The sequence below is a fragment of the Yersinia antarctica genome (assembly GCF_056636475.1).
Genome location: NZ_JBSJQF010000001.1, coordinates 3413110 through 3433502 on the forward strand (window position 1 = coordinate 3413110; position 20393 = coordinate 3433502).

Genomic DNA, 20393 nt, shown 5'->3' on the forward strand with positions numbered 1-20393 from the left:
GACAATTCGGATGTATCTCAGATTGATAGCTGGCCAGTTGTGATGAAATGGCTACCATTGATTAAAAACGTGATTCGTCCACATTTAATACCCAAAGAACTTGGCATTACAGTCAGGCAGAACGTGAGTTGATACCGACAAGCTGACATCAATCAGTGACTCGGGTGAGTGAACGTAGCGAACACCACTGTAATTTTAAGTAACAAGGGTAAACGTAGCACAGCAATTTGGATCGTTACTGGCGAGGTAGCTCCAAGGGGAGTTGTTCAGTGAAATATTTCTTTATGGGTATCTCTATTATGTTGGTGGTTTGGGTTGGCACCTTCATGATGATGGTCGAGTAATATTAACTCGAACCATCCACAATCTGACATCGTATAGAGGGCGCATTCGCGCCCTTTATCATTTTCCTGGCATCATTCGGCGTAATGTATCATCCCGGCGAATATAGTGATGATAAAGCGCGGCCAGTGCGTGAGCGCCAATCACAAAATAGCCTAAATTGGCAATTAGCTCGTGAGTCTGCTTAAGATAACCACGCGCGACATCATCCGGTGTTACCCACTGCGGTACCTGCCACCCCAGCAAGAACCAGGTTTTCCCACCATAAGCCTGAGCCAACACCCCCAGCACCGGTAATGATAAGAACATTAAATACAGACCCCAATGCATAATCTGCGCCCCTAACAACTGCCAGTTAGGTAACCTTGGGGTGATCGCTGGTGTTATATTGCGCTGGCGCAACCACAGTCGTACCAACATCAGTAGCCAGACAGAAATACCAAAATTGAAATGCAGATTTTTCACTAATGTACGATCTTCATCCGGTACCGTGTCACTGAGTAACATGGCGGCATAAGTCAGAATGATCATCACTAGCGTCAGCCAGTGCAGGGTTATTTGGGGGAGTGAATAGCGATTTCTCATTGTGGTGCTCCACTGACTTCATCAAGTTAATAATCAGTATGGTGCAAAATAGATGAAGAAAACATTAAGGAGGGCGGATAACGTTTTGAACACAAGGTACTTTATTCTGACCGGACAGCGTGGGTCGCCGATCAGAATAGAGAGTTAGCTATTTAGTTGATGGTAAGCGCGGGGTTAGATACCGTCACCTGAAACCGCTTTACTCGGTTTCAGCAAACCATCAGTACGAAACATACTCTTAATTCCGCGCACCGCCTGACGGATCCGGTCCTGATTCTCAATCAAGGCGAAACGGACATGAGTATCACCGTAATCACCGAATCCTATCCCCGGCGAAACGCAGACTTTTGCCTCAGACAACAGGCGCTTGGCAAACTCGAGTGAGCCTAAATGGGCGTAAGGCTCTGGGATTTTCGCCCAGACATACATCGACGCTTTGGGGTTTTCAACCATCCAACCAGCCTCATGCAACCCACGCACCAACACGTTACGCCGCTGGCGGTATTTTTCAGCGATATCACGAACACACTGTTGGTCCCCTTCCAAGGCAGCAATTGCCGCCACCTGCAACGGAGTAAAAGTGCCATAGTCGTGATAGCTTTTGATGCGAGCCAGCGCATTAACCAATTCCGGGTTACCCACCATAAAACCAATACGCCAACCGGCCATATTGTAGCTTTTGGATAAGGTGAAAAACTCAACCGCAATGTCTTTTGCCCCAGGCACTTGCATGATTGACGGCGCTTTCCAACCATCATATACAATGTCGGCATAGGCCAAGTCATGCACCACCAGCACGTCGTATTGCTTCGCTAACGCCACCACCCGTTCAAAAAATTCTAGCTCCACACATTGTGCTGTAGGGTTAGACGGGAAGCCGAGGATCATCATTTTCGGTTTAGGAATGGTTTCACGAATCGCACGTTCCAATTCACAGAAGAAATCAATGCCCTCGGTCAATGGGACTGAGCGAACTTGCGCCCCTGCAATCACCGCACCATAAATATGAATCGGGTAGCTAGGATTCGGCACCAATACTGTATCACCGTGGTCCAGTGTCGCCAGCATCAGATGAGCCAGCCCCTCTTTCGAACCGATAGTGACAATAGCTTCAGTTTCAGGATCAATATCCACTTGGTAACGCTCGGCGTACCAGTTGGAAATGGCCCTACGCAGCCGCGGTATACCCCGAGAGGTTGAGTAGCCGTGGGTGTCTTCACGTTGCGCGACACTGCACATTTTCTCAACGATATGGGGTGGTGTCGGACCATCGGGATTACCCATACTGAAATCAATAATATCTTCACCGCGACGGCGGGCCGCCATTTTCAACTCAGCGGTAATATTGAAAACATAAGGGGGCAGGCGATCAATACGGGTAAAACGACGCTTAGCAGGGAGTTCAGCCATAATTTCCTCGAGGATACGTTAGCGCCCGGACCGTCCGAGCGACGCTGACCATCAGATGGTCTGTTTATGAACATATCCCAGCGCTAAAGGGCTGTCGAGTGGCTGGTAACAAATATCTAACTCATCGGAGAAGTTACTGAGAATCAAACTCACTCGCCAGCATCCCTAATACCCAGTCATCACACCATTGCCCGCCAAGTTGATAATTATCACGCAACGTCCCTTCCAACTGAAAACCACAGCGTTCCAGTAACCCGCGTGAAGCATGGTTGCCCACAGTAACCGTGGCTTTCATTTTATGAAACTGACATTGCTGGAAACCAAACGCCAATACAGCCAACAAGGATTCTTTGGCAAAACCTTTGCCCTGGCAGGACGGTAACATGGCATAACCCACTTCAGCTTGCTGTAACGGCAACCATTCAGCCAAAAAGCCGGTAAGCCCCATGCTCTGCCCGCTGGCGCGTTCACGAACCACCAGACATAGCCAATGGTTGGAGGCCTTTTCCCAAGGGGTTAAACGTGATTCAAAACGCTCACGAATCTCGGCCATATCCATCGGATCTGCCATATAACGCTGAACCACAGGATCTTGGTATAAGCGTAAAAACAGCGGCCAATCCTGCTCTTTGAGGCTCTCGAGCACCAACTGTGGTGTTCTCAGAGAAATCGGCGAGCTACTGAACATCGGGATCACTGGTGACATTTTTCCCTCGAATTGAAGATGTTAGCCATAAACAGAACGCAGAATATTAAAGAGGAAATTTTTCCATAACCTCATCCCTTTATTCTTCTCCATTTTACTTAAATAATGTTCACTTCAAGATAACAAAAAACAAACAAATGGTCAGCATCGCGCGCGCCATTACCACGGCCCTCCCCTACAGCTATCGGAGAATCAGTATTATGGCTTCATTACAAATAAACGATATTCCCGCAGCAATCAAAGCGGTGAAGCAGCAATTACGTCAGGCGCTGCCTGATTATCAGCAGGTCTTCCAAGCCGTGGAAGAGAATATTCGCCAGCAAGTCACCGAAATCCGCCGTAGTTTGGCGCAGGGTGAGAACCCTGTTCCCCAAATTCATGCCGATGATATTATCAATGGTAACGTCACTGAAGAACAAAAAGCACAAATAAAACAACGAGGATGCTGTGCCATTCTCGGTGTCTTCCCAACGGAAAAAGCAGCAGCGTGGAACCGTGAAATCGGTAACTATCTCGAACGTAATAATTTCGTCGAACGCCTGAAAAATGCTGCGGAAGATAACTATTTCGGTACGCTGGCTGCCAGCAAACCGCAAATTTACGGAATTTACTGGTCAACACCGCAGGTTGAGGCTCGCCAGGATCAGCGCATGAATGCGGTGCAGGTATTCTTAAATAATCTGTGGCAAACCGAGAGTAACGGCAAGCAACATTTTGATGCTAACCGGGTGGTGACTTATGCCGACCGGACCCGTCGCCGCCCGCCAAAATCATCGTCACTGGGCCTGTCCCCCCACGTTGATGGTGGCTCCATAGAGCGCTGGTTGGATGAGAACTTCCGTCATGTGTACCGCCACGTGTTCTCGGGTGACTGGCAGAAGTATGACCCATTCGCCGCTGAAGGCCGCCCACAAGTGCGCGAATTCCCCTCACCGGCAGTGTGCTCGATGTTCCGTACCTTCCAAGGCTGGACGGCACTGACACCACAGCGAACCCATGCGGGGACGCTGAATGTTATCCCGATCGCTAATGCCATGGCCTATATCCTGCTGCGCGCATTACAAGATGATGTTGCTGACGATGATCTGTGCGGTGCAACACCAGGGCGCGCTTTATCCGCCTCTGAGCAGTGGCATCCTCTTTTAATGGAAGCCATTTCCCCTATTCCAGATTTGGAAGCAGGTGATACGGTATTCTGGCATTGCGACGTGATTCACTCAGTGGAAAATGAGCATAATGGTGAGTTTGACAGCAACGTCATGTATATCGCGGCGGCGCCATGGTGCGACAAGAACGCCGCATACCTGCCACGCCAGTTAGCCAGTTTTATTGATGGCCGCTCACCACCAGACTTTGCCGCCGATGATTTCGAGGTGGATTTCAGTGGCAGAGCCACCGCCGATAACCTAACCACCCTCGGCAAACAACAGTTGGGTATGGCTGAATAACATTCCTATCAATCCCGTGTTTCTCTGCCAATAAGAACGATATAAATAATCTCCTCAACGTTATCTCTGCTGGCGCGACCCGCCAGCAGACTCCCCTGCAATCCGCCGCATCGATTTACCGGATAACGCGGATAAAGTGGCAGTTGCCGGTCATTTTCCTTATAGTTAGCCGCTTATTCGCCGCCGAATCTGATGGTCCCAAACTAAGATTCAAGGCTGTCGCCAAGAGAAAATAGTGTGCACCAGATATTTGAAATGCTACTGGCTGTGTTTGATCGTGCCGCATTAATGTTGATTTGTTTATTCTTTCTGACCCGCACCCACCTGTTTCGTCAGTTATTGCAAAAAGAGAAGCACACACCACTGGAACTGGCAGCGGTAACCGCTATCTTCTCGTTGTTCGCTATTTTTGGTACTTATTCCGGTATTAACGTCGAAGGTTCATTAGTGAATGTTCGGGTTATTGCTGTCATGTCTGGCGGTATTTTATTTGGCCCGTGGGTAGGTATCATTACCGGACTTATCGCCGGCTCTCACCGATATTTAATTGATATTGATGGAATTACATCAATCCCCTGTCTGATTACCAGCATTATAGCCGGCCTGATGTCCGGCTATATAAATCTGAAAATAAAGAAAGAGCGGCAATGGAGTATCGGTATTCTGGCAGGCATGATTTGTGAGTCACTCACCATGCTATTGGTGATTATTTGGGCCAGGCCGACCGCATTAGGTATTGATATTGTGTCTAAAATCGCCATTCCTATGATCTTAGGGGCGGTTTGTATCGGGTTAATTGTCCTGCTGGTACAGAGTGTCGAAGATGAAAAAGAGGTTATTGCCGCGCGGCAAGCAAAACTGGCACTGGATATCGCCAATAAAACCCTGCCCTATTTTCGCAATATCAACGGCGAATCACTGCGCAGTGTGTGTGAGATTATTCGCACCGATATTAAGGCAGATGCTGTCGCCATTACCGACACCCAACATATTTTGGCTTATGTGGGGGTGGGCGTTGAAGCCTATAATATCGGTCATGAGATCATCAGTGATATTACCAAAGAGAGCATTCAGTGTGGGAAGATTACTATCCGCAATAATGATGAAGTCCATCGCACGCCACAAATTCACTCCCTCATCATTATTCCGTTATGGGAAAAAGGTGAAGTCACTGGCTCACTGAAGATCTACTATTGCCATGCACATAAAATTACCTATTCACTGAAAGTGATGGCGGTCGGCTTGTCACAAATTATCTCAACCCAGATTGAAGTCTCCCGTATAGAACAACTGCGTGAAATGGCAAATAAAGCGGAAATGCGCGCACTACAAAGTAAAATTAACCCGCACTTCTTATTTAATGCCTTGAATGCTATCTCGTCCTCAATTCGTATTAATCCAGATACCGCGCGCCAATTGATCATCAATTTATCCCGTTATCTGCGTTATAACCTTGAGCTGAATGACGAACAGATTGATATTCGCAAAGAACTACATCAAATTCAGGATTATATCGCCATCGAGCAGGCCCGCTTCGGCAGCAAGTTAACTGTGATTTATGATATTGACGACGATATTGCGCTGAAAATACCCAGCTTGTTAATTCAACCCTTGGTTGAAAATGCCATTGTGCATGGCATTCAGCCGTGTCGTGGTAAAGGTGTGGTGGTCATTGCGGTTAAAGACAGTGGCGACCAAATAAAAATTTCCGTAAAAGACACCGGTAATGGTATTAACCCAGAGACAATTGAGCGCGTGGCGAATAATGAAATGCCGGGCAATAAAATTGGTTTACTCAATGTGCATCATCGGGTGAAGTTACTGTATGGGGAAGGTTTACAGATACGCCGCATGGAACCGGGCACCGAGATCTCTTTTTATATCAGCAAAAATGGCGGCAAAATCCATGCTGACCCCCATATTCCAGCCGGAGTCTAATCCGTGAAAGCAATCATTGTTGAAGATGAGTTTCTGGCTCAAGAAGAGTTGAGTTACCTGATTCGCCAGCACAGCAACATCACCATTGAGGCAACCTTTGACGATGGGCTGGATGTGCTTAAATACCTGCAAAACCATCAGGTCGATGCTATTTTTCTCGATATCAATATTCCATCATTGGATGGCGTGTTATTGGCACAGAACATCAGTAAATTTGCCCATAAGCCTTATATTATCTTTATCACAGCCTATAAAGAGCATGCCGTTGAAGCCTTTGAAATTGAAGCATTTGACTATATTTTAAAGCCTTATCATGAGTCTCGTATTGTCACTATGCTGCAAAAACTCGAAGCGCTGCATAAGCGTGAGCACCAAAATAGAGAACAGACCAGCAGTACCAACCACCGTTCTGCGGCGCATACCATCAATTTGATGAAAGATGAGCGCATTATCGTCACTGACATCAATGATATCTATTATGCCGCAGCACAGGAAAAGGTCACGTTGGTCTATACTCGGCGCGAAGAATTCATTATGCCGATGAATATTACTGAATTTTTCAACCGCCTACCGGAGGAGTACTTCTTCCGCTGCCATCGCTCCTATTGTGTCAATTTAGCCAAAATCCGTGAAATTGTGCCGTGGTTTAATAATACCTATATTCTGCGGCTCAGTGATTTGGACTTTGAAGTCCCTGTCAGCCGCAGCAAGATAAAAGAATTCAGGCAACTGATGCGTCTTTAAATGCATTTCATTCCGCGTGGAATGCAGCTCATTCCCCTTTCGATCTATAGTGATTAGCCCGCCCGTATACTGGTTTCATTCGGCGGGCTGATAACACCTCAAGACAAGATTTCCGGTGCCCCATCAGCGCGTAATCTTTGGCTTCCGACGCGATTGCAAATCATTGTTATGTTCGCAATAGCCATATTCGGGCCACATTGCATTGATGTTTAAGGAGTCCGGCATGAGCAGTAAACCGGTAAATCGTTGGCTAATTGTTGCGGGTACCATCATTGTTCAAATGGGGTTGGGAACTATCTATACCTGGAGCTTATTTAATCAGCCACTGGGAGAGAAGTTCAGTTGGTCGTTAGGGGCAGTTGCAACCACATTTTCCATTACCAGTTTCTCTCTCGCTATTGCCACTCTGTTTGCTGGCCGCCTGCAAGAGCGCATAGGTATCCGTAAACTGACGTTACTTTCCGGTATCATTCTTGGTTTGGGCCTGATTGCCAGCTCTTTTGCCACATCATTAGGAATGATTTATCTATTGGCTGGTATCGTGGTCGGTTTCGCCGATGGCACCGCCTACATCACCACCCTGTCGAATCTGATCAAATGGTTCCCGGAACGTAAAGGGCTGATTTCCGGTATTTCAGTGGGGGCATTTGGTACCGGCAGCTTATTGTTCAAATATGTAAATGCCAGTCTGATTGCCAACCAAGGAGTGTCGCTGGCATTCTTCTACTGGGGCCTCATCGTGATGGTATTAGTAGGGGCTGGCTCTTTCCTGCTACAAGAGAAAGCAGTGGCACCACAGGTCAATAACAGCCTGCAAACCGCCCGTGCCGGGCGTGATTTTAGTGTCAAAGAGATGCTGGCGGTTAAAGAGTCTTACTTCTTATTTATCATCTTCTTCACCGCATGTATGAGTGGCTTATATCTGATTGGTATCGTGAAAGATTTAGGCGTACAACTGGCAGGAATGGACTTGGTGACGGCAGCCAACACCGTTTCAGCCATTGCCATCTTTAATACCGCCGGGCGCATTATCCTTGGCGCACTATCAGACAAAGTGGGCCGTTTGCGCGTAATCAGCTTCACCTTGCTGGTCACCACATTAGCGGTATCCGTGTTGAGTTTTGTTCCACTGACTCATGCGCTGTTCTTCTTGTGTGTCGGGGCGATAGCCTTCTGCTTCGGCGGCAATATTACGGTGTTCCCGGCGATTGTCGGCGACTTCTTCGGTCTGAAAAATCACAGTAAAAACTACGGTGTCATCTATCAAGGGTTTGGTTTGGGTGCTCTGGCAGGTTCGTTTATTGCCGCACAACTGGGTGGATATCAGGCGACCTTTATGGTTATCGCGGTGCTGTCAGTACTTTCCTTGCTGCTGACGTTGATAATCAAACCGCCAAAAGGTGCAGCAACCGAGACTGAAAGTACACCAACAGCAACAGCGGGCGTAACTGCCCGTAGCCATGCCTAATAGAGGGTGACACGGCCCACCATAACTAATACAACTCAGCCAGAGTTTGTAAAGTATGGGGGCTGTTTTAAAGCAATGATGTAAAAAAGCAGAGCCTTGGCTCTGCTTTCATATTTCAGCGATGGCGAACAAAAACCTTATAATTCATGTCCTAATGTCTGACGCAAGTAAGCGCCCGCCCCCAGCAAACCCGGTTGCTGATGGGTAATCATATAAACAGGAATATCTTGCAGGAAATCTTTGAAACGGCCTTTATCTTCAAAAGCACTGCGAAAGCCCGAAGCTGTAAAGAAATCCATAAAGCGTGGCACGATACCGCCAGCAATATAAACGCCGCCAAAAGTGCTAAGATTCAATGCCAGATTGCCGCCAAAACGGCCCATAATCACACAAAACAGTGATAAGGCGCGGCGGCAGTCAGTACAGCTATCCGCCAGAGCGCGTTCAGTAATATCTTTCGGTGCCAGATGTTCCGGTAGGCGTGCATCAGAAATCACGATAGCTCGGTATAAATTAACCAACCCCGGCCCGGAAAGTACTCGCTCGGCAGAGACATGGCCCAGTTCCTGACGCAATACCGCCAAAATAGAGTCTTCTTCTTCGCTGTTCGGGGCGAAGTCCACATGACCGCCCTCTCCCGGTAAGCTAATCCAACGGCGGTCCACATTAACTAAATGGGCCACACCCAGCCCAGTACCTGCACCATAAACTGCCACTGGTTTACCCGCTTGAGGCGTTGTGCCACCAAATTGCAACACATCCTGTTCGGACAACACCGGAATCGCCATCGATACTGCCGTAAAATCGTTGATCACCTCCAGATGATCCAACCCCAGGCTTTGCTGCATAGCTGCAATAGAAAATGCCCAAGTATGATTGGTCATCGCCACCCAATCCCCGGTAATCGGGCAAGCAATAGCGATACAGGCATCCTTTACGGTGACTGTATGCTCTGACAGATATTGCTTAATGACATCTTCCAGACTGTCGAATTCCAACCCTGAATATGTTTTTGCTTGTGATATTTCGCCCGTCGCCACAGCGCAAAGCGCCAAACGGGCATTAGTGCCGCCAACGTCACCCACCAGGGCATAGCTTGTCATCAGAAACTTCTCCGTTACAGGGATGCTTAACTTCAACTATGTCCACTGTAAAATCAGGCCGGAGAAACAACAATATCAATGCGCTAAACCCTTTCGCTTTGCGATAAAGATCACATAAAAACGTTTCAGCAACAGCAAAATACCGCTGCTGAAGGTGAAAAATGACGTAAATATTTAGCGTGAATTGCGCCCTTCCTCAGAAACCGGCTGCAATGTCGCAAGCTGGCGCGAGCGGATAACCCGCATCCGCAGGCTGTCATAGGCCCAGTTGTAACATATGGTGTAAGGCAGGAAGAACAAGAAGAAACCGATCTCCAACATAAATGCCTGTAATAGCGAAACACCCAACGTGAAAGCCGCGATAGGTAAGCCTATCAGGATAAAACCACCCTCGAAGCCCAGCGCATGGAGTACCCGCACGAGCAGAGTCTTTGCTACCCGACTGACTGGCCAGAAGTGGTCGAACAGACTGTTGTAAACAATATTCCACAGCATTGCCACTGAGGAGAGGATCAAGGCCAATGTTCCCATTTGCAGTATGGAGCGATCCAGTAACCATGCGCCGACGGGCGCACAAATGGCAACGGCAATCACTTCAAACCCAACGGCATGAATAATCCGCTCCAAGAGAGATCGGTGATGAACTTGCATAAAACACCTACTTAAATTAACTGATGACAGATTGTTAGAGGTGATTATCATCGTTTTTTAAGATAGATTAAAAATAGAACCCATCGATAAAATAGATAGTTTATGCATTATTCTCCCGAAGCCTTAATTGCATTTGTTGAAGCCGCAGCCCTTGGGTCCTTCTCCGCGGCAGCCCGTAAGCTACGCAAAAGCCAATCAACTATCAGCACCGCCATCGCCAATCTGGAAGCCGATCTGGGTTTGACCTTATTTGACCGCCAGGCGCGCCAACCGGTATTAACTGACCATGGTCGCCGGGTGCTATCCCATGTGCAGGAAATTCTGGCGGCCAGCGAACGGCTGGATAATCTATCAATACGTCTGGCAGGTCAGGTTGAAACCCGACTGACTTTTGTCCTTTCTGATACTTATCAACCAACACATCATGAGGACTTACTACGTCGCTTTGAGCAGCGTTACCCTGATATCGAATTTGAGTGCCTGATTGCCGAAGAGGGCGACGTCATTGACCTGCTGCAACTACGGCGAGCGCATATCGGTGTAGTAGAAGTTCAGTCGTACTATCCACCGGATATTGCGGCCAGCCGATTAGCCGCACAGACTGAAATGGCTATATTCGTGCAGCAGGGTCATGCGCTGGCAAAGCTCCCTCAGGTTCACCCCGAACAACTGGCTACCGCCCGGCAACTTTGCCTCAATACTTACAATCGTACTGAGCGCAACCAGTCGCAAGGGCTAATGTGGTCTGCCCCCAGCTACTTAATGTTGTTAGAAATGGCGGAGCAAGGCTTCGGCTGGGCGATTTTGCCACGCTGGCTGGTGGAGCAATACAGCCGTCAAAAACTGGTCGCGTTGCCCACCATTGGTTGGCCTAAAATGATCTCTATTGATGCGGTTTGGTCGAAAAAAAGCCCACCGGGGCCAGCGGGCTATTGGTTGTTAGACCAATTAACCGGTCGTAATGGTATCGATAAACCAGATGCCTAATTAGCTACCACTGTAATTATTTTCTGACATCCCTTTCTCCGCCTTATCTTGTGATCCCGTTAGCTTACGTCGTCGGTGAAAACGCATACACTAAACTGTCGTTTACTCTCGTTAATAAGGGTCATCATGGTCTATCAGGCAGCTTCCTCCCGTTATCAAGAGATGAAGTATCATCGTTGTGGTCGTAGTGGATTAATGCTTCCGGCAATTTCTCTTGGCCTGTGGCATAACTTTGGTGACAGCACGCTGTACGAAAATAGCCGCAATTTAGTGCATCGCGCTTTCGATAGTGGTATCACCCATTTTGATTTAGCCAATAACTATGGCCCGCCGCCCGGTTCAGCCGAGCTGAACTTTGGCCGCATCCTGCAACAAGACCTGCGCCCCTATCGTGATGAACTGATTATCTCTTCCAAAGCGGGATACACCATGTGGCCCGGCCCTTATGGTGACTGGGGTTCGAAGAAATATCTGGTAGCCAGTATCAACCAAAGCCTACAACGTATGGGGCTAGATTATGTAGATATTTTCTACCACCATCGCCCGGATCCTAATACACCATTGGAAGAAACCATGGCCGCATTGGACCTGCTGGTGCGCCAAGGTAAAGCGTTGTATATCGGGTTGTCCAACTATCCAGCGGCGCAAGCCCGTCAGGCCTGTGAAATTCTGGCAAATCTCGGTACGCCTTGCCTGATTCATCAGCCTAAATACTCTATGTTCGAACGCTGGATTGAAACCGGGCTGCAAGATACTTTGGATGAGTATGGCGTAGGATCTATTGCCTTTTCTCCGCTGGCAGGCGGCGTATTGACGGATCGCTATTTGGCGGGTATTCCGCAGGACTCAAGGGCTGCCAGTGGCAGTAAATTCCTTAATCCCGAGCAGCTTACCGCAGAAAAACTGGCCAAGGTGCGCCAGTTGAACGCATTGGCCCACGAACGCGGTCAGAAGTTGTCACAGATGTCTTTAGCCTGGGTATTACGTGGCGGGCGGGTGACTTCAGCACTGATTGGTGCCAGCAAAATCAGCCAGATTGACGACGCGGTTGGTATGCTAGCCAACACTGATTTCAGCACCGAAGAAATCAAACGTATTGAAGATATTCTGGTGTAAACGCTCTCTCCAAAGTCCCCAACAGGGGCACTCCGGTGCCCCTAACCCATCATTATTACAGATAAATCTCAATTTTTTATTTTACAGTTTTATCTGAATCACAGTTGCCGAACCGCAGTTTAAGATAGGCCATAGCCAATAAAGCTGCGCAAGGATAAATCATGTCAAAAGTGGATGTTTTGAAACCAACGATATTTAGACCTATTGCGTTAAGACCACTGTTATTAGTAACGATATTAGCCTGGTTTCCTCTCGTTCCTATGGCAAATGCCGAAAGTATTGAGCTACTCCCCAGTGTTTCATTGCAGATCGGTGAGCAAGATCGCCGTGGCAATTATTGGGATGGTTATGACTGGCGCGATCAGCGATGGTGGCAGGATCATCAGGGGCGGGATTTAGGCGAACGAAACCGCCATGGGCATTACTGGGATGGCCACCGCTGGCAAAACAGAGACTGGTGGCAAAAGAACTATTATTACCGTGAAGGGCGCTATCAGAAACACGATAAACATTATGACAACCACGGCAAGAAACATCATCGAGGGAAAGGGCATGACCGCCATCATGATGATGACTAATTAAAAAAGCTTCTGGCGGATGATTGGCTATCGATCCGCCAGTATGAAGAAGTTAGAGCAAGCTAATCAACAGATAAGCATTTAATCCAACCACCACTAACACAATCATCTTCCCCAAAATCTGAATCAATTTTGAGTTAACCATCTCTCCCATCAATTCTTTATTGCCAGTAAAGACCAGCAATGGAACTAACGCCAACGCAATACCAAAACTCAGCAGTACCTGGCTCATCACCAAGATCCGTGTTGCATCCATACCCGCCAGAATGACAATAAAGGAAGGCAACATCGTGACCGAGCGTCGCACCCAGATAGGGATATAAAACCGGACAAAGCCTTGCATGACGACCTGCCCTGCCAAGGTCCCCACCACTGTCGATGACAACCCAGCGGCAACCAGACTCAAACCAAAAATAGTGGCTGCGGCATTACCTAACAGGGGTTGTAGTGTGAGGTACGCTTGCTCGATTTCAGCAATACTGCCATAACCATTGAAATGGAAAGCCGCCGCCGCCGTTGCCATCATAGCCAGATTCACAAAACCGGCAATTGTCATGGCAATCGCCACATCCAATTTAGTCGCAGCATAACGAGAAGCCTTGGAGTTTTCTCCCGCCGTTTGCGTCAAGGATGAATGCAGATAAATAACATGCGGCATAATAGTGGCACCTAATACCCCGGCCGCTAGAAACACCGCGTCACGGTTAGGCAAGTCAGGAACCAACATACCGCGACCCAACGCCGCCAGTTCTGGTCGGGAGAAAATAAGTTCGACAATATAAGCCGCCGCTACAAATAACAGCAACCCACCGATAACCAGTTCGAGAGGTTTTTGCCCACGCTTTTGCAGCATAAGAATCAGGAAAGTGGCAATGCCGGTCAGGACAGCACCTTCAAGCAGGGTCACACCTAGCAGTAATTTAAACCCGATTGCCGCCCCAATAAACTCGGCCAGATCCGTGGCCATGGCGATGATTTCGGCTTGTACCCAGTAGGCCCATACCGCAGGCCGTGGAAAACGATCACGGATATGCTCAGCCAGATTTTTACCAGTGGCAATACCGAGTTTAGCGGACAGTAATTGGATCAACATAGCCATGATGTTGGCCCAAACCACCACCCACAATAAGGTATAACCGAAAGAGGCCCCCGCCTGAATATTGGTTGCGAAGTTACCGGGGTCGATATAACCGATGGCCGCGATAAAAGCAGGCCCCATCAGGGAGAGTTTTATCCTCCTTGATGTACGGCGGGATGTATCGACAGCACGGCTATTCAGCATTCAGTATTACCCTTGAAAACTTACGTCTACTTTCTTATCAATAATAATATCTAAATGATAATAATTATCAAGCGCACTTGGCGTGGTAGAACTTATCTCTCTGATAGCTAACACCGTATAATCAGCCGTGTAGCAATCACCCGTGGTAGCTTTCTGAAAAGTTGGCTTAAATGTTCCATCGCCCTTTTCGTAACGAATGACTACAATTGTTCAACCTAGCATATTTAAACTACTTCCGTAGCAAATTATTAACATCCTATTTTTTGTGATCCACTCCACTAATTCGTTTGCATTAGTGCAAGTGAATTTCTATATTTGCTGCCTACATCTCGTTTTTAATGTAGCCGTTACATAAAATGTCCACCGAAATCTAGCCTGCCTCAAATTTGGAGCACACATGTCCCATATTCTGCAGTTTGCGTTGGCCTTAGTCGTGGTGGCCATATTAGCTCTGGCGATCTGTAAGGATCGTAAAAGCATCCGCATTCGGTTTGTTATTCAATTGCTGGTAATTGAAGTGTTGTTGGCGTACTTCTTCCTCCATTCGGAAGCTGGATTGGGTTTTGTGAAAGGATTCGCCGGTTTATTCGACAAGTTGCTTGGATTTGCCGCCAACGGTACCGACTTTGTCTTTGGCAATATGGGTGATAAAGGTTTGGCGTTCTTCTTCCTGAGAGTGCTGTGCCCTATCGTCTTTATTTCTGCTCTGATTGGTATTCTGCAATATATCAAAGTTCTCCCCGTCGTTATTCGTATCATTGGTACTTTGCTGTCTAAAGTTAACGGCATGGGTAAGCTGGAATCATTCAACGCCGTCAGCTCACTGATTCTGGGTCAATCTGAAAACTTCATCGCCTATAAAGACATTTTGGGCAAAATGTCTGAAAAACGCATGTACACCATGGCAGCAACCGCGATGTCGACAGTTTCTATGTCAATCGTGGGTGCATATATGTCAATGCTGGACGCGAAGTTTGTGGTTGCGGCTCTGGTACTTAACATGTTCAGTACCTTTATCGTGTTGTCATTGATCAACCCGTATAAAGCTGAGGGCGAGGAAGAGTTGCAACTAAGCAACTTGCACGAAGGCCAAAGCTTCTTTGAAATGCTGGGTGAGTACATTCTGGCCGGTTTCAAAGTTGCTATCATCGTTGCAGCCATGCTGATTGGTTTTATCGCGTTAATTTCTGCGATGAATGCCTTATTTAGCTTGCTGTTCGGTATCAGCTTCCAGGGTATCTTGGGCTATGTCTTCTTCCCGTTTGCCTGGGTGATGGGCGTACCGACTCATGAAGCCTTACAAGTTGGTGGCATCATGGCAACCAAACTGGTATCTAACGAATTCGTGGCAATGATGGACTTGCAGAAAGTGGCATCAGAACTGTCGCCACGCAGCGTGGGTATTCTGTCAGTGTTCCTGGTTTCATTCGCTAACTTCTCCTCTATTGGTATCGTAGCCGGTGCGATTAAAGGTTTGAATGAGCACCAAGGGAATGTGGTTTCACGCTTTGGCTTGAAGCTGTTATACGGCTCTACGCTGGTCAGTGTGCTGTCCGCCTCTATTGCGGGCCTGGTACTCTAAGTATCAGAAAAAAATCTCTAAAGAGGCGCTACGGCGCCTTTTTTTATACCTGCGATTCATACCCGGACTATTTACACGGATGATGACTCTTTGAGTAATCAAAGGCTGGACAACTTTAGTGGGTAAGTTTAATGCCGCGACTGATGTGATATGCCCGTTAATAAGCAATAGATGACGTTCTAAGTCAGGTAGTAAATATAATGGTGGGTCGTGCGGGATTACTCGGTCTCTGACCTCGCCCTTCGGGTCAACGCTCGCGCGTTGCTGTCTCGCTTCGCTCGGCTCGAACCTGAACGCAGGGTCTCACCCACACTATTTCGTGTAGTTTTTGATTTTTTAGATCTGGGGAAGTTAATACGGTACTTGATATAATGGTGGGTCGTGCGGGATTACTCGGTCTCTGACCTCGCCCTTCGGGTCAACGCTCGCGCGTTGCTGTCTCGCTTCGCTCGGCTCGAACCTGAACGCAGGGTCTCACCCACACGATTTCGTGTAGTTTTTGAGTTTTTAGATCTGGGGGAGTTAATACGGTACTTGATATAATGGTGGGTCGTGCGGGATTACTCGGTCTCTGACCTCGCCCTTCGGGTCAACGCTCGCGCGTTGCTGTCTCGCTTCGCTCGGCTCGAACCTGAACGCAGGGTCTCACCCACACGATTTCGTGTAGTTTTTGAGTTTTTAGATCTGGGGGAGTTAATACGGTACTTGATATAATGGTGGGTCGTGCGGGATTACTCGGTCTCTGACCTCGCCCTTCGGGTCAACGCTCCCGCGTTGCTGTCTCGCTTCGCTCGGCTCGAACCTGAACGCAGGGTCTCACTCACACGATTTCGTGTAGTTTTTGAGTTTTTAGATCTGGGGGAGTTAATACGGTACTTGATATAATGGTGGGTCGTGCGGGATTCGAACCTGCGACCAATTGATTAAAAGTCAACTGCTCTACCAACTGAGCTAACGACCCATTATATAGATTTATTCGACATTTTTAACACGAGTCATGCGGGATTACTCATCCTGCGGATTCGCCCTTCGGGTCAACGCTTACGCGTTGCTGTTTCGCTTCGCTCGGCTCGAACCTTTAACCAATTGATTAAAAGTAACTATTCTACCAACTGAGCTAACGACCCATTATATGGTAATACGAAGTAAAAGAAGTGGTGGGCGATACCAGATTCGAACTGATGACCCCCTCCGTGTAAAGGAGATGCTCTACCAACTGAGCTAATCGCCCACTTCTACTACCTTGAATCTTAATACTTTTAACAATGAGTGATGAGTGGTGGGCGATACCAGATTCGAACTGATGACCCCCTCCGTGTAAAGGAGATGCTCTACCAACTGAGCTAATCGCCCTCATCTATCTCATTTATTGCATAACACGTCGAGTTTGGTGGGCGATACCAGATTCGAACTGATGACCCCCTCCGTGTAAAGGAGATGCTCTACCAACTGAGCTAATCGCCCCGCCGTGTTGTTGGAGTCGCATTATAGGGATAGTTCGAAGTGAGTCAACGGTTTTTAAAACGAAAACAATCGTTCGCCGCAAATTTAAACAGGATGCGATATTTATCGCCGCTATGAACCTTTATTAAATGATCCCCAAAATATTTCAAGGTGCAGGACGGCGGCAAACAAATGAACCCGATGAGCTTACCCAAGGATGTGATTCGGGTGAGTGAGTGCGGCCAACACACCTGCAATTTGAAAGATGACAGGGATATCATCAATTGCATACCGGTAACATCGTTGAGGAATTACTACAGGGTGGTAGAATGTCGCCTACTTTTTCAAATTTCGAGCAACTGTCAGCTTTTGCTGACCGGCGTAGCGTAATAAGGCATCGATTCCAATGAAGATCAAAACCCGTTTTGCACCCAGTCCTACCGGCTATCTCCATGTAGGTGGCGCACGCACCGCATTGTATTCCTGGCTGTTCACCCGTCATTTAGGTGGTGAATTTGTTCTGCGCATTGAAGATACCGATCTTGAGCGCTCAACTCAGGAAGCTATCGACGCTATTATGGACGGTATGAACTGGTTGAATCTGGATTGGGATGAAGGCCCGTATTTTCAAACCAAACGGTTCGATCGCTACAATGCGGTGATTGACCAAATGTTGGAAAAGGGCACCGCTTATCGCTGCTATTGTTCTAAAGAGCGCCTGGAAGAGTTACGTGAAACCCAAATGGCCAATGGCGAGAAACCTCGCTACGATGGTCGTTGCCGCGATAGCCAGTGCACTCATGGCGCTGATGAGCCATCAGTGGTACGTTTTCGCAACCCGCAGGAAGGTTCAGTCATTTTCGACGACAAAATCCGTGGCCCTATTGAATTCAGCAATCAGGAACTGGATGATTTAATCATCCGCCGTACCGATGGTTCACCAACCTATAACTTCTGTGTCGTCATCGATGACTGGGATATGGAAATCACCCATGTTATCCGTGGTGAAGACCATATCAACAATACACCGCGCCAGATTAATATTCTGAAAGCATTAGGCGCGCCAGTGCCTGAGTATGCTCATGTATCAATGATTCTGGGTGATGACGGTAAAAAACTGTCGAAACGCCACGGGGCTGTTGGTGTTATGCAATACCGCGATGACGGCTATCTGCCAGAGGCACTACTGAACTATTTGGTGCGTTTGGGTTGGTCTCATGGTGATCAGGAGATTTTCTCTGTGGCCGAGATGACCGAGCTGTTTACCCTCGATGCAGTCAGTAAGTCAGCCAGTGCATTCAATACTGAAAAATTACAGTGGTTGAATCATCACTATATCAATAGCCTGCCACCAGAGCATGTTGCTGTTCACCTGTCATGGCATGTTGAACAACTGGGGCTTGATACCCGTAATGGCCCTGAGTTAGTTGAAATCGTAAAACTGCTAGGTGAGCGCTGCAAAACGCTGAAAGAGATGGCCGAGTCCTGCCGTTACTTTTACGAAGAATTTGACGAGTTCGATGCTGATGCGGCTAAAAAACATTTGCGCCCAGTGGCCCGCCAGCCACTTGAAGCAGTTAAAGCCAAACTCGCCGCCATCACCGCCTGGACCACTGAAAACGTTCACAACGCGATTCAGGGCACGGCTGATGAGTTAGGTGTAGGTATGGGTAAAGTGGGGATGCCGCTGCGTGTCGCAGTCACTGGTGCGGGTCAATCGCCAGGAATGGATGTCACTGTCCATGCTATCGGTCAGGCACGCTCACTGGCACGTATTGATAAAGCATTAGCCTCTATCAGCGAGCGCGAAGCACAACAATAATACGGTTATTGCGCGTTCAATCAGGCGGCTATTCAGGCCGCCTTTTTATTATTACTCGTTAGATAGTGTGAGCGACATTTAATATTTAATGCTATTTACCCGCTGATTTGGCGGCTTTTTCAGCGCTTAACGCGAGAAATCGAATTAGCCGTTGACACTGTTTCAGTGGTTTCATATCATGCGCCCCGTTCACACGATTTATTATGTGCACATTGGGGCTATAGCTCAGCTGGGAGAGCGCTTGCATGGCATGCAAGAGGTCGACGGTTCGATCCCGTCTAGCTCCACCAAATTTTCTTGTTTGATTGCATCATCAGGCCAGAAAAGGGTGGCATCATAGATAAGTCAGTACGAACAACCACATTTGTGGGGCTATAGCTCAGCTGGGAGAGCGCTTGCATGGCATGCAAGAGGTCGACGGTTCGATCCCGTCTAGCTCCACCACTCTTTAAAAAACCGGCTTATGGCCGGTTTTTTGCTTTCTCGCGCAAGCCTCCCTCACTCTTTGTCATTTATCTCTGTTATCCTGCGAACTAATCAAAGGTATTGATTACGGTGGAAATAGGCATGAATCAGCAGCAACAAATCATTCAATGGCTACAGGCTGACCCTCATCGTATGCAGGCTTTGTCGATTGCCCGAGAGCTCGGGTTAAAGCAGTGGTGTCTGGCGGCAGGATTTGTGCGTAATCTGGTGTGGGATCAATTGCACGGGTACCCGTTAGCGACCGCGCTCAATGATATCGATTTAGTCTATTTCGATAAGCAACATGCCCACGAGCAGCATGACTTACAGCGAGAAGCGCAGCTACAGCAAAAGAGTGCGGCTCAGCATCTCTCCTTCCCCTGGTCAGTAAAAAATCAAGCCAGAATGCACCTGTATAGGGGTCGCCAACCTTATACCAGTACCGACGATGCTATTAGCTACTGGGTTGAAGTAGAAACAGCAATCGGTGCCAGGCTCAATGCGAGCGGCGATATTGAGCTGGTGGCTCCACTGGGTTTGGGCGCACTGTTTACCCGAACGATCACCTTGAACCCGAAAAACGGTGAGGTCGATACCTACTACCAACGGGTAAATAGCAAAGGTTGGCTGCAACATTGGCCTGAACTACGTTTGGTAATTTAACGTTTCAGAACCGTGTGGTGGCGTTTAAAAAAACAACCAAGTGATAAGCAAGTGATAAGA

17 protein-coding genes, 6 tRNA genes and 5 other RNA genes are annotated in these 20393 nt (G+C 47.9%); 13 read left to right on the forward strand and 15 right to left on the reverse strand.

All coding sequences use genetic code 11. The features are described from left to right. Positions 1-269: 269 nt before the first annotated feature. Positions 270-344, forward strand: coding sequence for a membrane protein YpdK (gene ypdK / locus ACWJJO_RS15855; protein WP_098057507.1), 75 nt, complete (start codon positions 270-272; stop codon positions 342-344). Positions 345-402: 58 nt separating this feature from the next. Here ypdK and ACWJJO_RS15860 read toward each other — a convergent pair whose 3' ends face one another. From ACWJJO_RS15860 to ACWJJO_RS15870, 3 genes are all read right to left on the reverse strand, one after another. Then, positions 403-927, reverse strand: coding sequence for a cytochrome b (locus tag ACWJJO_RS15860; RefSeq protein WP_083163483.1), 525 nt, complete (start codon positions 925-927; stop codon positions 403-405). A gap of 174 nt (positions 928-1101) precedes the next feature. Further along, positions 1102-2337: an alanine transaminase gene (alaC, locus tag ACWJJO_RS15865; protein WP_083163481.1), complete on the reverse strand. Its 1236-nt coding sequence runs from the start codon at positions 2335-2337 to the stop codon at positions 1102-1104. A 133-nt stretch (positions 2338-2470) separates the two neighbouring features. Next, positions 2471-2983, reverse strand: a complete 513-nt coding sequence (locus ACWJJO_RS15870) for a GNAT family N-acetyltransferase (RefSeq protein WP_442851304.1) — start codon at positions 2981-2983, stop codon at positions 2471-2473. Between the two features lie 260 nt (positions 2984-3243). Between ACWJJO_RS15870 and ACWJJO_RS15875 the strand changes: the two genes are divergently transcribed. The 4 genes from ACWJJO_RS15875 (at position 3244) to ACWJJO_RS15890 (ending at position 8641) form a co-directional block, all read left to right on the forward strand. Continuing rightward, a complete protein-coding gene (locus tag ACWJJO_RS15875) occupies positions 3244-4491 on the forward strand; it encodes a DUF1479 domain-containing protein (protein ID WP_481091235.1) in 1248 nt (415 codons plus the stop codon). Between the two features lie 237 nt (positions 4492-4728). Then, on the forward strand, positions 4729-6429 hold the full coding sequence (locus ACWJJO_RS15880) for a sensor histidine kinase (RefSeq protein ID WP_083163474.1): 1701 nt from the start codon (positions 4729-4731) through the stop codon (positions 6427-6429). A 3-nt stretch (positions 6430-6432) separates the two neighbouring features. Further along, positions 6433-7173, forward strand: a complete 741-nt coding sequence (locus ACWJJO_RS15885) for a LytR/AlgR family response regulator transcription factor (RefSeq protein ID WP_442847654.1) — start codon at positions 6433-6435, stop codon at positions 7171-7173. A 223-nt stretch (positions 7174-7396) separates the two neighbouring features. Continuing rightward, entirely contained in the window at positions 7397-8641 is a 1245-nt protein-coding gene (locus tag ACWJJO_RS15890; RefSeq protein ID WP_083163469.1) for an L-lactate MFS transporter, read from the forward strand. Positions 8642-8778: 137 nt separating this feature from the next. Here ACWJJO_RS15890 and glk read toward each other — a convergent pair whose 3' ends face one another. Continuing rightward, a complete protein-coding gene (gene glk / locus ACWJJO_RS15895) occupies positions 8779-9744 on the reverse strand; it encodes a glucokinase (RefSeq protein WP_442820633.1) in 966 nt (321 codons plus the stop codon). A 174-nt stretch (positions 9745-9918) separates the two neighbouring features. Next, positions 9919-10395 (reverse strand): multidrug/biocide efflux PACE transporter, encoded by a 477-nt coding sequence (locus tag ACWJJO_RS15900; protein WP_481091236.1) that lies wholly within the window; start codon positions 10393-10395, stop codon positions 9919-9921. 102 nt (positions 10396-10497) lie between these two features. Here ACWJJO_RS15900 and ACWJJO_RS15905 point away from each other — a divergent pair, with 102 nt between their 5' ends. The 3 genes from ACWJJO_RS15905 to ACWJJO_RS15915 all read left to right on the forward strand — a co-directional run bounded on the left by ACWJJO_RS15905 (position 10498) and on the right by ACWJJO_RS15915 (position 13076). Then, positions 10498-11382, forward strand: a complete 885-nt coding sequence (locus tag ACWJJO_RS15905; RefSeq protein WP_083163462.1) for a LysR family transcriptional regulator — start codon at positions 10498-10500, stop codon at positions 11380-11382. Between the two features lie 126 nt (positions 11383-11508). Further along, positions 11509-12498 (forward strand): aldo/keto reductase, encoded by a 990-nt coding sequence (locus tag ACWJJO_RS15910; RefSeq protein ID WP_083163459.1) that lies wholly within the window; start codon positions 11509-11511, stop codon positions 12496-12498. Between the two features lie 161 nt (positions 12499-12659). Then, positions 12660-13076 carry a DUF2502 domain-containing protein gene (locus tag ACWJJO_RS15915; RefSeq protein ID WP_372569427.1) on the forward strand — a complete coding sequence of 139 codons (417 nt, stop codon included), beginning with the start codon at positions 12660-12662 and terminating at the stop codon, positions 13074-13076. Positions 13077-13128: 52 nt separating this feature from the next. Here the strand turns inward: ACWJJO_RS15915 and ACWJJO_RS15920 are convergent, their stop codons facing one another. Then, a complete protein-coding gene (locus tag ACWJJO_RS15920; RefSeq protein ID WP_420073378.1) occupies positions 13129-14358 on the reverse strand; it encodes an Nramp family divalent metal transporter in 1230 nt (409 codons plus the stop codon). 397 nt (positions 14359-14755) lie between these two features. On the opposite strand from ACWJJO_RS15920, the gene ACWJJO_RS15925 reads away from it, so the two are divergent. Then, positions 14756-15940, forward strand: coding sequence for a NupC/NupG family nucleoside CNT transporter (locus tag ACWJJO_RS15925; protein ID WP_481091237.1), 1185 nt, complete (start codon positions 14756-14758; stop codon positions 15938-15940). A 201-nt stretch (positions 15941-16141) separates the two neighbouring features. Here the strand turns inward: ACWJJO_RS15925 and ACWJJO_RS15930 are convergent. The 9 genes from ACWJJO_RS15930 to ACWJJO_RS15970 form a co-directional block, all read right to left on the reverse strand. Then, positions 16142-16267, reverse strand: a non-coding RNA gene (locus ACWJJO_RS15930) — RtT sRNA. A gap of 45 nt (positions 16268-16312) precedes the next feature. Continuing rightward, positions 16313-16438: non-coding RNA, RtT sRNA (locus ACWJJO_RS15935), on the reverse strand. Positions 16439-16483: 45 nt separating this feature from the next. Beyond that, positions 16484-16609: non-coding RNA, RtT sRNA (locus ACWJJO_RS15940), on the reverse strand. Between the two features lie 45 nt (positions 16610-16654). Then, a non-coding RNA gene (locus tag ACWJJO_RS15945) (RtT sRNA) lies at positions 16655-16780 on the reverse strand. A 45-nt stretch (positions 16781-16825) separates the two neighbouring features. Then, a tRNA-Lys gene (locus ACWJJO_RS15950) sits at positions 16826-16901 on the reverse strand. 43 nt (positions 16902-16944) lie between these two features. Then, a non-coding RNA gene (locus tag ACWJJO_RS15955) (RtT sRNA) lies at positions 16945-17036 on the reverse strand. A gap of 59 nt (positions 17037-17095) precedes the next feature. Then, positions 17096-17171: transfer RNA gene (locus ACWJJO_RS15960), tRNA-Val, on the reverse strand. 46 nt (positions 17172-17217) lie between these two features. Next, a tRNA-Val gene (locus ACWJJO_RS15965) sits at positions 17218-17293 on the reverse strand. A 35-nt stretch (positions 17294-17328) separates the two neighbouring features. After that, positions 17329-17404: transfer RNA gene (locus ACWJJO_RS15970), tRNA-Val, on the reverse strand. Positions 17405-17789: 385 nt separating this feature from the next. On the opposite strand from ACWJJO_RS15970, the gene gltX reads away from it, so the two are divergent. The 4 genes from gltX (at position 17790) to ACWJJO_RS15990 (ending at position 20333) form a co-directional block, all read left to right on the forward strand. Continuing rightward, positions 17790-19205 carry a glutamate--tRNA ligase gene (gltX, locus tag ACWJJO_RS15975; protein ID WP_481091238.1) on the forward strand — a complete coding sequence of 472 codons (1416 nt, stop codon included), beginning with the start codon at positions 17790-17792 and terminating at the stop codon, positions 19203-19205. A 214-nt stretch (positions 19206-19419) separates the two neighbouring features. Beyond that, positions 19420-19495, forward strand: a tRNA-Ala gene (locus ACWJJO_RS15980). Between the two features lie 78 nt (positions 19496-19573). Then, positions 19574-19649, forward strand: a tRNA-Ala gene (locus tag ACWJJO_RS15985). A 123-nt stretch (positions 19650-19772) separates the two neighbouring features. After that, positions 19773-20333, forward strand: coding sequence for a nucleotidyltransferase family protein (locus ACWJJO_RS15990; RefSeq protein WP_083163446.1), 561 nt, complete (start codon positions 19773-19775; stop codon positions 20331-20333). Positions 20334-20393 lie beyond the last annotated feature (60 nt).